Here is an 11,844-nt window from a genome sequence, read left to right as displayed (position 1 = left end):
GGGGCCCGAAGCCCGGGGCGGGGGCAGCCTGGCCGGGCGGCGCGAAGCCGGGGGCCGCGCCCTGGGCCGGGGCGGGGGCGGGCTCCTCCTCCGCGACCTCACCGCCGAAGTTCTTCAGCAGCGCGTCAAGACCGCCGTCGAAGCCCTGGCCGACCGCGGCGAACCGCCATACGTCCTTGAGGTAGAAGTCGCCCAGCATCACGGCGCGCTCGGTGCTGAACTCCGCCCCGGTGAAGGAGTACCGGACCACCTCCTCGCCGCCCGCGACGACCCGGATGTAACCAGGGCCGACCTGGGACATCTGGCCCGCGCCGTCGATGGTGGCGGTGAAGGCGAGCTTGTGGATATTCGACGGGATGCTGTCGAGGGTGACACGGAACGACTCGGCGTCCCCGGCCTGCGGCCCGAGCTGCTGAATCGCTTCCTCGGGGGACTTGGGCTGGTTGAAGAAAATGAAGTAGCGGTCGTCCGAGAGCCGCTCGTCCGCGTCGAGGCCGAAGCAGCTGATGTCGAAGGTCAGACCGGGCCCGGCGATCTGCACGCCGACGTACAGGTCCCTCCCCGCCGTCAGATCACTGAGCTTGGCCTTGTGGCCGCGTTGGAATTCCCTGGCCATACGTAACGACCGTCCCCCATCCCGATAGCGGAGATTGCATTGCGCGCCAGGCTAACCGCTGCCGCTGAGAAGGAGCGACGCCGGGGAGCGAGGTGTGGTTCCAGTGACTACTCCGGCGGGGCCGAGGGGAGGTGCGGCAGCCGTCCGGCAGCCACCACGCCTTCCAGGTATCCGCGCGCCCGCTCGGTCCGCGGATACGACTCCAACAGCCGCCAGAAGCGCTCGCCGTGGCCGGGCACCAGCAGATGGGCGAGTTCGTGGACGAGGACATAGTCCACCACGTACTCCGGCATGCCCTGGAGGCGGTGCGAGAGGCGGATGCTGCCCTCGGACGGGGTGCACGACCCCCAGCGGGTGTTCTGGTTGGTGACCCAGCGAACGCCGGCCGGGCGCGCCCGCCCGCCCAGATACTGCTCGGACAGCCACTCGGCGCGATCCGCGAGCTCCGCGTCGCCGAGCATCCGCTTGCTCTCCTGCGCGGCGAGCTTGTCGAGCATGACCCCCACCCAGCGCTGTTCCTCCGCCTCGGACATACGGGCGGGGATCAGGACGACGGTGCGGTCCCCCTCGCGGTAGGCCGAGACCGTTCTGCGCCGCCGTGTGCTCCGGCGGACCTCGACATCGGCCGCGCCCGGGCCCCGGCTCTGTGGGCCCTGGGCGCCGCGTGAGGTTCTGGCGGCGCTGTGCGATGGGGTCTCCCCGGCGAAGCGGGGGGAACGGTCGGCGGACACCCCTTGACGTTACCCGCTGGCAGCCGGGGAAGTCCCGCCGCGCACCGGGTCGCGGGGCGAACCACTCCACGGTGTTCACAGCTTGTACGACTATCGCCAGCAGCTGTGGATAACTTTCGGCGGCGGTGTGACGGGGTCGCGCATGCTGGGGGCAGTTCGGCGACGACGAGGGGGATCCGATGACGGGGGCGGAGATGACCAGGGCGGGGACGGCGAGGACGAGGACGGCCAGGGCGAGGGCGACGGGGGCGGCGGGGGCGGCGGCAAGTACGGCGCATCCGATGCTCAAGCCCGCGCTGCGGCGCGGCTGGCGGAGCCGGGACACCGTGCAGTTCGGGGTGGCCCGGGCCCATGCGGTGGTGCTGGGGCCGGTGGATACGGCGACGGGCAGCTTTCTGGAGCTGCTGGACGGGACGCGCGGGCTGCCGCTGCTCCGGCAGGAGGCCAGGGCCTTGGGGCTGCCGGAAGGGCGGGCCGACGAGCTGGTGGAGCGGCTGACGGCGGCCGGTCTGCTGGACGATCCGGTGGAGGGCGGCGAGTGGGCGGCCACGGCCTGGCGCCGCGGCGCCGCGCTCGACCGGCTGCGGCCCGATCTGGCGGCGCTGTCGGTGCTGTGTCCCGCGCCGGGGGCCGCGGCGCGGCTGTTGGCGGCGCGGGGCGCGATGCGGGTGCAGGTGAGGGGCGCGGGCCGGGTCGGGGCGGCTGTGGCGGCGCTGTTGTCGGCCTCAGGGGTCGGGCAGGTCGATGTGGTGGACGGCGGCTGTGTCGAGCCTTGGGATGTGACGCCCGGTGGGCTGCCGGCCGAGCGGATCGGGGAGCGACGGGACGCGGCCGCGCGGGGCCTGGTGCGGCAGGCGGCGCCGGGTCCGCGACCGCGCCGGTCGGCGGCGGGGTCGGCGTCGGGGGCGGCAGCGAGGTCGGCGCCCTCCGGCGAGCCGGGGCTGACCCTTGTGGTGATCGCCCCGCGCGACGGGCTCGCGGCATACGCTCCGGATCCGGCCGAGGCCGAGCCGCTGTTGGCGTCGGGTACGCCTCATCTGTATGCGGGAGTCCTGGAGGCGACGGGGGTGGTGGGGCCACTCGTATTGCCGGGGATCACACCGTGCGCCGGATGTGCCGCCATGGGGCGCACCGAGCGGGAGCCGGCCTGGCCGAGGATGCTCGCGCAGTGGCGGTCCGGCCGCCGCCGGCCCACCTGGGCCTGCGACACCGCGTTGGCCACAGTGGTCGCGGGGGTCACTGCCGTGCATGCGCTGGGGTTTCTGGACGGGCGGCTGCCGGCCAGTGCCGGAGCCCGGCTGGAGGCGGCGCTGCCGACTCTCACCTGGGACACCCGGCGGATCGAGCCGCATGCGGAATGCGGCTGTGGTGCGGCCGGACGGACTGATGCGGTATATGCCTCGGTTGTCGAACCGCCGCACGCGACAATGTCCGGGTGACCGACGTCCGCCAAGTGGGCGACGGGGGTCCGGGGGTCACCCCCGGGAATGGCTCAGCTGTAGTTGGAGGGGCGCATGTCAGATCTGCCGCGCAAGGCGATCACCCGTACCGCCAAACTGGCGGCGCTGCCCTTGGGATTCGCCGGGCGCGCCACGTGGGGGCTCGGAAAGCGGATAGGGGGACGACCTGCGGAGATCGTCGCGCGCGAGGTGCAGCAGCGCACGGCCGAGCAGATGTTCAAGGTGCTCGGGGAGCTCAAGGGCGGGGCGATGAAGCTCGGCCAGGCGATGTCGGTCTTCGAGTCGGCGCTGCCGGAGGAGATCGCCCGGCCTTACCGGGCAGCGCTGACCAAGCTCCAGGAGGCGGCGCCGCCCATGCCGACCCGCACGGTCCACACGGCGCTGGAGCAGCGGCTGGGGCCCGAGTGGCGCGAGCTGTTCGCCGAGTTCGACGACAAGCCCGCGGCGGCGGCCTCGATCGGGCAGGTGCACCGGGCGGTGTGGCACGACGGGCGCGAGGTCGCGGTCAAGGTGCAGTATCCGGGGGCGGGTGAGGCACTGCTCTCCGATCTGAACCAATTGAGTCGATTTGCCCGAGTGTTGGGGCCGCTGGTGCCGGGCCTGGACATCAAGCCGCTCATCGCCGAGCTGCGCGACCGGGTGTCGGAGGAGCTGGACTACGAACTGGAGGCCGAGGCCCAGCGCATCCATGCGGAGGAGTACGCCGACGATCCGGATGTGCTGGTCCCGCAGGTGGTGCACCACGGCGATCAGGTGCTGATCACCGAGTGGATGGAGGGGATACCGCTCTCCGAGGTGATAGCCGACGGCACCCCCGAGCAGCGGGACCGGGCCGGACAGTTGCTCGCGCGCTTTCTGTTCTCGGGCGCCTTCCGCACCGGGCTGCTCCACGCCGACCCGCACCCGGGCAACTTCCGGCTGCTGACCGGTGACGCCCCGGAGGGACCGGCGGAGAAGTGGAAGCTGGGGGTCTTGGACTTCGGTTCGATGGACCGGCTGCCCGAAGGGCTTCCCGAGCCGATCGGTATCGCGCTGCGGATGACGCTGGAGGGCGACGCACAGGGGGTATATGAGCTGTTGCGGGGCGAGGGGTTCGTCAAGCCGACCATCGAGCTCGACCCGGACGCGCTGCTGGACTTCCTGCTGCCGATGCTGGAGCCGGCCCAGGTGGACGAGTTCACCTTCGACCGGCAGTGGCTGCGCCGCCAGGCGGCGCGGGTGGCGGATCGCCGCTCGCCGGTCTACGAGCTGGGCAACCAGCTCAATCTGCCGCCCTCCTATCTGCTGATACATCGGGTCTGCCTGAGCACGATAGGGGTGCTGTGCCAGCTGGGCGCGGAAGTGCGGCTGCGCAATGAGCTCGAGGACTGGGTGCCCGGCTTCGCCGAGCGATACGAGAACGAAGCAGACGAAGCACAAGAAGCGCCGGAAGCAGAAACCGAAGCCGAGGCCGACGGAACCGAAGAGCCGGACGGAGCGGCTGCCGAGGTCATGGAAGCCGTGGAAACCGTGGAAGCCGTCAAAAAGGCGCCTGAGAAGACGGCCGAGGCTTCTGCCTGACGTTCTGCCTGACGCGTGAGCGGGCAGCCGAAGGGGCCGGTCCGATCGGACCGGCCCCTGGCATCCCCCTGTTATTGCGGCATCCCCCCGCTATTGCGGCTGTCCCCCTGCAGCCGCTTGCTGTTGCCGCTTACTGCATGACCGCCATGGCCAGAGCGCGGCGGGCGCGGAGCGAGGCGCGCTCCGCACGGCGCTGCATCCGCCGGGCGGCGGCCAGCCTGACGGCGCTGCGTTGAGACTCGGCCTCGCGCAGTCGTTCCTGCATATGCGCACGGGCCAGGGCTTCTGGGATGAGTTGCATCTCACGGGTCCTGTTCTGGCGCGACTCGGTCGCACCGGAGGTGTTACGGGCTGGGGCGTCAAAGACGGACGGCGTCATCGTCGGGACCTGTTTCATCGGGTCGTGCGTCGCGGGGCGATCGATCGTTCCGGTGGTGTTCATGCCATGACCGGGTTCTTGCGCGGGCGACCACGCGGCCGCTTCCGGGCGACGACGACCCCCTGGACGAAGAGCTCCCCGCCCCACACGCCCCAGGGCTCACGGCGGTCCTTGGCCCCGGCGAGGCAGGCCTCCCGCAGCGGACAGGTCTGGCAGAGCGACTTGGCGTACTCGACGTCGGCCGGCGACTCGGCGAAGAAGACCTCCGGGTCGTAGGAGCGGCACGGAACGGCTACACCGAGGTTCTCGATGGCCTCATCCAACTCGGTGAGGGCGGTGAGCGGCGTCAAGGAGTCCTCCGAAGGGTCAGGCGGGGCGATCAGGTCGGTAGCTACGGACGGCGTGTGTGCCTTGAGTTGCACGGTCGTCAGTTCCTCGTCTTTTCGGTCCGGCTGGTGGCCGGACGCTGGCAAATCAAAAGGGCCGCGGATCCCGGTGTGGGTTCCGCGGCCCTGGAAGGTGCCGACCTGATCGTGGATCAGGCTGGATAACTCCAGGGTCCAAGCCCGCGGAGGGCCCACTTCTGGTGGTGCTGCTGCTGCGTCTTCCGGGATCCGGCACCATTGGCCGCGAAGGCATAGGCAATTGCCTGTGCCGTTGCTGCTACCGCAGGTGCCTGGATCGGTCGCTCGCTGAGACGTGCTTCACTGGCGCCGGCGGACACACCGGTGCCAGGCAGCTCGAAGCCGAGCAGGCAGGTGGCGACGACCGAACGATCGGTCATTTTGATGGTGTTCATGAAGCTGATCATTGGGCTCGCCTCCTCTCGGCGTCTCAGGGACCGACTCGAAACCGGTCCGGCTTGTTCAGTACAACACGGATTCCTCGGATCCCGGAAGGGCCCTTGTCTCCGTGCTCGGAAGGCTATGGGTATGCGCTCCGCGCGCGCAAACTATTTTTCCGTCGAGTTTCGCGCGGGTTCTTCGGAACCGCTTCCACTGGTCCCGTCGATCCCCTCCGCCCGGGTGAGTTCCCGCCCGGAGCAGAGCGCGAGGACGTCGGCGCCGAACTTGTCGAGCTTCCGCCTCCCCACTCCAGGGATGCCCGACAGCTCCCCTTCGGTTCCCGGTACGGCCTCGGCAATCGCCAGCAGTGTCTTGTCGGTGAAGACGCAGTAGGCGGGCTGGCCCAGCTGCCCGGCCTGCTCGGCCCGCCAGTCCCGCAGCCGCTCGTACAGTGCCTCGTCCAGCTCCGAGGGGCAGTCCTCACAGCGCCTCAGCTTCATCTCGCCCGCGTCCGTCAGCGTCCTGCCGCACACCCGGCAGTGCACCGAGCCGCGCCGCTTGCGGACCGGGGCGATCGCTCCGCCGCTGCCGCGCTCGATACCGCCGGCCCCGCCCGGCGTGCGGGGGGCGGGGGCCGCTGAGCCGGGACGCAGCCCGTTGAGAAAACGGCTGGGGCGGCGGTTCGCACGGCCTCCGGGAGAGCGCGAGAGGGCCCACGAGAGGGCCAGATGGCGGCGGGCACGGGTGACCCCGACATAGAGCAGCCGACGCTCCTCCTCCACCTGCGGATCGGTCTTGGCATAGGTGATGGGCACCATGCCCTCGGTGAGCCCGACCAGAAAGACCGCGTCCCACTCCAGGCCCTTGGCGGCGTGCAGTGAGGCAAGCGTCACACCTTCGACGGTCGGGGCGTGCTGGGCCGCCGCCCGCTCGTCGAGCTCCGCCACCAGATCGGCCAGGGTGACCTGCCGGCCCGACGCCAACCGGCTCGCGCAGAACTGCTCGGCGAGCCGCACCAGCGCCGCCAGGGACTCCCAGCGGTCACGGACCGCGCCCGACCCGGCCGGAGGCTCCGGCGTCCAGCCGCGGGTGCCGAGCACGGCCCGCACCTGGGAGGGGATATCCGCGTCCGTCAGCGCGGGGTCGGCGTTTCCCGCGCGGGCCGCGCCGCGCAGCAGCAGCCCGGCCTCGCGCACCTCGGGGCGCTCGAAGAACCGCTCGGCGCCGCGCAGCTGGTAGGGCACCTGGGCGTCGGCCAGCGCCTGCTCATAGACCTCCGACTGCGCGTTGACCCGGTAGAGGATCGCGACCTCGCTCGCCGGGACCCCACCGCCGCCCCGCTCCACGGGGGTGATCAGCTCACGGATCCGGCGGGCCACCCCCTCGGCCTCGGCCGGCTCGTCCGCGTAGGCCGTATAGACCGGGTCGGGCCCCGGCTCACGCTGCGAGACCAGCTCCAGGCGGTGATCGGCCGCCCGGCCCCGGGCCTGGGCCAGCACCCCGTTGGCCAAGTGGACGACCTGGGGGGTGGAGCGGTAGTCGCGGACCAGCTTGACGACCGTCGCACCCGGGTGCCGGGTGCGGAAGTTCAGCAGATGGTCGGGGGTGGCGCCGGTGAAGGAGTAAATGGTCTGGCTGGCGTCGCCGACCACGCACAGGGTCTCCCGGTCGCCGAGCCACAGCTCGAGCAGCCGCTGCTGCAGCGGGCTGACGTCCTGGTACTCGTCGACCACAAAGTGCTGGTACTGGCGGCGCACCTGGTCGGCGATGTCATGCCGCTCCTGGAGCACCCCGACCGTCAGCAGCAGCACATCCTCGAAGTCGATCACCCCGCGCTCGCGCTTGAGCTGCTCGTACATGGCGTAGATCCGGGCGATCTCGGCGGCGTCGCGCGGGGCTTCCCGGCCGGACTTGGCAGCCGCGGCCGGATAGTCCTCGGGCACGGTCTGGGTGACCTTCGACCACTCGATCTCCCCCGTCACATCCCGCAGCTCATTGCGGTCCAGCCGGACCCGGCAGCGCGCCGCGGCCTCCGCGACCAGCTGCACCTTGCGCTCGAGCAGCCGCGGCACCTCGCCGCCCACCGCCTTGGGCCAGAAATACTGCAGCTGGCGCAGCGCGGCCGAGTGGAAGGTGCGCGCCTGCACCCCGCCCGCGCCCAGCTGCCGCAGCCGCCCGCGCATCTCCCCCGCCGCGCGGTTGGTGAAGGTGACGGCGAGCACACTCGCGGGCTGGAAGACGCCCGCCCGCACCCCATAGGCGATCCGGTGGGTGATGGCACGGGTCTTGCCCGTCCCGGCCCCGGCCAGCACGCACACCGGGCCGTGCAGGGCCGTGGCCACCTCGCGCTGCTCCGGGTCGAGCCCTTCGAGCACCGCGTCGGCGTCGCGCGGAACCGCCGCGTACTCGGCCGGCGTGGAGACTCGCGGGAAGAGGGGGGAGGGCGTTGCTGCTGTCACCCCGCCATGCTGCCAGGTCCGCTGAGACCGCCGGGACGGTTGTCCACAGCCGTGCCCATTTGGGCATCTCATCCGCTTGTCAGATTTCTCATCGGCCCGCTGGACCGGGCGCGGGAATGCGTCGGGGCGGGCAGACGTTCCACCACTGCCATCACGCCGAGCCGCAAGGAGAACAAGACCGATGTCCGGCACTGTGACGATGTACAGCACCACCTGGTGCGGCTACTGCCGCCGGCTGAAGGGCCAGATGGACCGCGAGGGAATCGCGTACACCGAGGTCAACATCGAGCTGGACCCGGAGTCGGCAGCCTTCGTCGAGAAGGCGAACGGCGGCAACCAGACAGTGCCCACCGTTCTCTTCCCCGACGGTTCGACCCTCACCAATCCCTCCCTCGCCCAGGTCAAGGCGAAGGTCGGAGTCTGAGCTCGCTCAGGCTCGGGGCAGTGGCTCCCCGTACCAGAGTTCGATCAGACGGGCCGCGATCGAGATCCCCGAGGGCGGAAGCACCTCGCCGGACTTGAACGCGGCCCGCAGCTCGTCCCGCGAGAACCAGCGCGCCTCGTGGATCTCCTCCCCGTCCACCTGGATCCGGGAGGAGGTCGCGCGCGCCATGAAGCCCAGCATCAGGCTGGACGGGAACGGCCACGGCTGGCTGGCCACATACTCGACCTCGCCGACCGTGACGCCCGCCTCCTCCGCCACCTCGCGGACCACGGCCTGCTCGATCGACTCGCCCGGCTCGACAAAGCCCGCGAGCGTCGAGAAGCGCCCCTCGGGCCAGTGCATCTGGCGGCCCAGCAGCGCCCGGTCCTGATCGTCGGTCACCAGCATGATCACGGCCGGGTCGGTCCGCGGGTAGTGCTCGGCCCCGCAGGCCGGGCAGCGGCGGATATGTCCCGCTGCCGCGATCACCGTGCGCTCGCCGCAGCGCGAGCAGAAGCGGTGCAGCCGCTGCCAGTTCTCCAGCGCCACCGCGTGCACCAGCAGCCCGGCGTCCCGCGGCGACAGCAGGGCGCCCGCCTCTCGCAGCCCCGCGGGGCGCGCCGACTGGTCCATCCGGCCCGGCAGCGCGTCCTTCTGGAGCGCGAAATAGCGCACCCCGTCGTCGTCGGTGCCCAGGAAATAGCGGTGGGTCTCGGTGGGCGGGGCCTCGAAGGACGGGGTCATCACGAGTTCGGTGCGCCCGTCCGGCGCGTCGTCGACCAGCGCCTGACCGCCGGAGACCACGAAGACCCGCGTCGTCGGGTGGCTCCACGCCGCGGCCAGCCACGCCTCGTCCAGGCGGTGGTGGGCGGCACGGTCGATACCGCTCGCGCCGCTGAGCGTGATCGGTTGAGCGGCGGTGCGATCGGTCCAGGTGGTCACGGCTGCTTCCAACTCCCCCTGAGAAACGGGTGCTTTACATACATACGCGCTACACGGGCCGGTTTTCCGCGAATTCGCCCCACAGATACGCGGCCGTCTCGGCGCCCTTCAGGAGCAGATCGAGCTCGACCTTCTCGTTCGGCGCGTGCCAGCCGTCGGAGGGCACCGAGATGCCCAGGAACAGCACCGGCGCGCCGAGCACGTCCTGCAGATCGGCGGCCGGGCCCGAGCCGCCCTCCCGGGTGAAGCGGATCTTCGTACCGAAGGCCCGTCCCATGGCCCGCGCCAGCGACTGGAGCGCGGGGTGGTCCAGCGGGGTCAGACAGGGGCGGGTCGCGTTCCCAAAGGTGATCTCATGGCGGATTCCGTCCGGGATCCGGGCCGCGACCCACTCCCGCACCGACAGCTCGACCTTGTCCGCGTCCTGGCCCGCCACCAGCCGGAAGGACAGTTTCAGCTGGGCGTACGACGGCACGATCGTCTTGCCGCCCGGCCCCTGGTAGCCCCCACCGATCCCGTTGACCTCCGCGGTCGGGCGAGCCCAGATCCGCTCCAGGGTGGTGTGGCCCGCCTCGCCGAGCGTGGCGTGTGAGTGCGCGGAGCGCAGCCAGGCAGCCTCGGCAAAGGGGAGCTCGGCGAACAGCTCGCGCTCGCGGTCGGTCAGCTCCACGACCCCGTCGTAGAAGCCGGGGATCGCCACCCGGCGGTCCGCGTCGTGCAGGGCGGCGGCCAGCCGGGCGGCCTCGGTGGCCGGGTTCGGGACCGCGCCGCCGAACGAGCCGGAGTGGATGTCCTGGTCAGGCCCGTGAAGATCGATCTGACAGTCCGCGAGCCCGCGCATACCGGTGCAGACGGTCGGGGTGTCCTCGGACCACATGCCGGTGTCGGAGACGATCACGGTGTCGCAGGCGAGCCGGTCGGCGTGCGCTCGGATCAGCTCGGCGAAATGCGGCGAACCGGACTCCTCCTCGCCCTCGACGATCAGCTTGAGGTTGACCGCGGGGGCGGTACGGCCGGTCGCCGCGAGGTGGGCCCGTACGCCCAGGGTGTGAAAGAACACCTGCCCCTTGTCGTCGGCCGCGCCGCGCGCGTACAGCCTGCCGTCCCTGACCGCCGGCTCGAAGGGTTCGGTGTGCCAGCCGTCCTCGCGGGCGGCGGGCTGGACGTCGTGGTGCCCGTAGACCAGCACGGTCGGGGCGTCGGGGTCGCCGGACGGCCACTCGGCGAAAACGGCCGGCGCCCCGGCCGTCGGCCATGTCTCGATCACCGGAAACCCCGTCGCGGTCAGGCTCGCCGCCAGCCACTCCGCGCTGCGCCGGACGTCGTCGGCGCGGGCGGGGTCGGCCGACACGGACGGGATGCGCAGCCACTCGGCGAGGTCGTCGAGGAACGCGGCGCGGTGAGCGTCCACGTAGGCGCGGACGGCGATGTCCGTGTCCGGGGTATTACTCATGCACTTGAGCCTATCCGGCCCGGGAGGGTGCCAGGGCCGCGGTCCGCGCACGGCCGCTGCCGCTATGTGTTCTCCGTCACGTGTTCATCGTGGGGTTCATGGGGTGCCTCATGGGGTTCATGCGGCTCGGCGGGCTCATGCGTCTCCTGTGGCTCGCCGAGCAGGATGCGCTCCAGCTCCGCCCGGCCCGGCAGGGCTGCCGGGCGGACGATCTCGCCGCCGCGTACGTAGACGAACGCCGCGGAGACCGCCGACAGAGGCAGGCCCTGCTGCTCCGCCCAGGCCAGGCGGTAGACCGCCAGCTGGAGCGGGTCGGCGTTCCGCGACCGGCCGGTCTTCCAGTCGACGATCTCGTACCGCACCCCCGGCCCGCCCCCCACGGCCCGCGGCGCGCGGTACACCGCGTCGATCCGGCCCCGGATCGTCCGGCCCGCCAGCGCCAGCTGGAACGGCGCCTCGACGCTATAGGGGGTGCGATGCGCGTACGGGGTGCGCGCGAACGCCTCCTTGAGCTCGGCCAGGTCCCGCTCGTTCGCGATCTCCGGCTCGTCGTCCTCGCCGCCCGGCAGTTCGTCCGGGCCCAGGAACGGAAGCGGCAGCGCCTCGAAGCGCGACTCCACCCACGCGTGGAACCGGGTGCCGCGGCGCGCGGCGGGGCGCGGCGGGCGCGGCATGGGGCGGGCCAGCTCCCGCGCGAAGCCGTCGGGGTCGGCGGCCAGCCGCAGCAGCTGCGTGGCGCTGAGCATGTACGGCATCGGCACGTCCCGCACCGTGGCGCGGGCCCGCCGCAGCTCGCCCGCGAGCGCGTCAAGGTCCCGGTCCCAGGAGGCGACCAGCCGCGCCTCCTCGGGCGGCGGGCCGCCGCGCGGCGGGCCGGTTTCCGAAGCGCCGTACGGGTCGGGGTACGGGTCCTCGGCGTACGGGTCCTCGGGGTACGGCTCGTCGGGGTACGGCTCGTCGGCGTGCGGGTCCTCGGCGTGCGGGTCCTCGGGGTAGGCGTCGTCGTACGGGTCGTCGTACGCGTCCTCGGGCGGC

General features: G+C 71.7%; 12 protein-coding genes. 3 read left to right on the top strand and 9 right to left on the bottom strand.

Annotated features, from left to right (window positions below; genetic code table 11):
* Both ACWDSL_RS48165 and ACWDSL_RS48160 read right to left on the bottom strand, forming a co-directional pair.
* A partial coding sequence (locus ACWDSL_RS48165; protein WP_450495435.1) for a TerD family protein occupies nt 1–616 on the bottom strand: 616 nt, incomplete at its 3' end.
* A 107-nt stretch (nt 617–723) separates the two neighbouring features.
* Nucleotides 724–1,347, bottom strand: coding sequence for a M48 metallopeptidase family protein (locus tag ACWDSL_RS48160; protein WP_450495433.1), 624 nt, complete (start codon nt 1,345–1,347; stop codon nt 724–726).
* 281 nt (nt 1,348–1,628) lie between these two features.
* Between ACWDSL_RS48160 and ACWDSL_RS48155 the strand changes: the two genes are divergently transcribed.
* Together ACWDSL_RS48155 and ACWDSL_RS48150 are read left to right on the top strand one after the other, a co-directional pair.
* On the top strand, nt 1,629–2,786 hold the full coding sequence (locus ACWDSL_RS48155) for a ThiF family adenylyltransferase (protein WP_450495432.1): 1,158 nt from the start codon (nt 1,629–1,631) through the stop codon (nt 2,784–2,786).
* Between the two features lie 75 nt (nt 2,787–2,861).
* Nucleotides 2,862–4,367 carry an ABC1 kinase family protein gene (locus tag ACWDSL_RS48150; protein ID WP_450495430.1) on the top strand — a complete coding sequence of 502 codons (1,506 nt, stop codon included), beginning with the start codon at nt 2,862–2,864 and terminating at the stop codon, nt 4,365–4,367.
* A gap of 130 nt (nt 4,368–4,497) precedes the next feature.
* On the opposite strand, the gene ACWDSL_RS48145 is transcribed toward ACWDSL_RS48150, so the two are convergent.
* The 4 genes from ACWDSL_RS48145 to ACWDSL_RS48130 all read right to left on the bottom strand — a co-directional run bounded on the left by ACWDSL_RS48145 (nt 4,498) and on the right by ACWDSL_RS48130 (nt 7,990).
* Nucleotides 4,498–4,809, bottom strand: coding sequence for a hypothetical protein (locus tag ACWDSL_RS48145; protein ID WP_450495428.1), 312 nt, complete (start codon nt 4,807–4,809; stop codon nt 4,498–4,500).
* Nucleotides 4,806–5,168, bottom strand: coding sequence for a WhiB family transcriptional regulator (locus ACWDSL_RS48140; protein ID WP_450495426.1), 363 nt, complete (start codon nt 5,166–5,168; stop codon nt 4,806–4,808). Before ACWDSL_RS48140 ends, ACWDSL_RS48145 begins: the two co-directional genes overlap by 4 nt.
* A gap of 116 nt (nt 5,169–5,284) precedes the next feature.
* The gene (locus ACWDSL_RS48135; protein WP_450495424.1) at nt 5,285–5,557 is read right to left on the bottom strand and encodes a hypothetical protein; all 273 of its coding nucleotides are present in this window, start codon (nt 5,555–5,557) and stop codon (nt 5,285–5,287) included.
* 141 nt (nt 5,558–5,698) lie between these two features.
* Nucleotides 5,699–7,990, bottom strand: a complete 2,292-nt coding sequence (locus ACWDSL_RS48130; protein ID WP_450495423.1) for an ATP-dependent DNA helicase UvrD2 — start codon at nt 7,988–7,990, stop codon at nt 5,699–5,701.
* Nucleotides 7,991–8,171: 181 nt separating this feature from the next.
* On the opposite strand from ACWDSL_RS48130, the gene ACWDSL_RS48125 reads away from it, so the two are divergent.
* The gene (locus ACWDSL_RS48125) at nt 8,172–8,414 is read left to right on the top strand and encodes a mycoredoxin (protein WP_450495422.1); all 243 of its coding nucleotides are present in this window, start codon (nt 8,172–8,174) and stop codon (nt 8,412–8,414) included.
* A 6-nt stretch (nt 8,415–8,420) separates the two neighbouring features.
* On the opposite strand, the gene nudC is transcribed toward ACWDSL_RS48125, so the two are convergent.
* The 3 genes from nudC to ACWDSL_RS48110 all read right to left on the bottom strand — a co-directional run.
* On the bottom strand, nt 8,421–9,356 hold the full coding sequence (nudC, locus tag ACWDSL_RS48120; protein ID WP_450495420.1) for an NAD(+) diphosphatase: 936 nt from the start codon (nt 9,354–9,356) through the stop codon (nt 8,421–8,423).
* A 49-nt stretch (nt 9,357–9,405) separates the two neighbouring features.
* Nucleotides 9,406–10,809, bottom strand: coding sequence for a dipeptidase (locus ACWDSL_RS48115; RefSeq protein WP_450495418.1), 1,404 nt, complete (start codon nt 10,807–10,809; stop codon nt 9,406–9,408).
* A 62-nt stretch (nt 10,810–10,871) separates the two neighbouring features.
* Nucleotides 10,872–11,844: PD-(D/E)XK nuclease family protein (locus tag ACWDSL_RS48110; protein WP_450495416.1), on the bottom strand; the 973-nt coding region annotated here is incomplete at its 5' end.

The organism is Streptomyces sp. NPDC000941, assembly GCF_053599555.1.
This window is presented reverse-complemented; position numbering and strand designations above follow the sequence as displayed.

Coding starts and splice junctions, on each gene's coding strand:
- ACWDSL_RS48155 (WP_450495432.1), top strand. CDS start 1,629: ATGCTCAAGCCCGCGCTGCGGCGCGGCTGGCGGAGCCGGGACACCGTG.
- ACWDSL_RS48150 (WP_450495430.1), top strand. CDS start 2,862: ATGTCAGATCTGCCGCGCAAGGCGATCACCCGTACCGCCAAACTGGCG.
- ACWDSL_RS48145 (WP_450495428.1), bottom strand. CDS start 4,809: ATGAACACCACCGGAACGATCGATCGCCCCGCGACGCACGACCCGATG.
- ACWDSL_RS48135 (WP_450495424.1), bottom strand. CDS start 5,557: ATGATCAGCTTCATGAACACCATCAAAATGACCGATCGTTCGGTCGTC.
- ACWDSL_RS48125 (WP_450495422.1), top strand. CDS start 8,172: ATGTCCGGCACTGTGACGATGTACAGCACCACCTGGTGCGGCTACTGC.
- ACWDSL_RS48115 (WP_450495418.1), bottom strand. CDS start 10,809: ATGAGTAATACCCCGGACACGGACATCGCCGTCCGCGCCTACGTGGAC.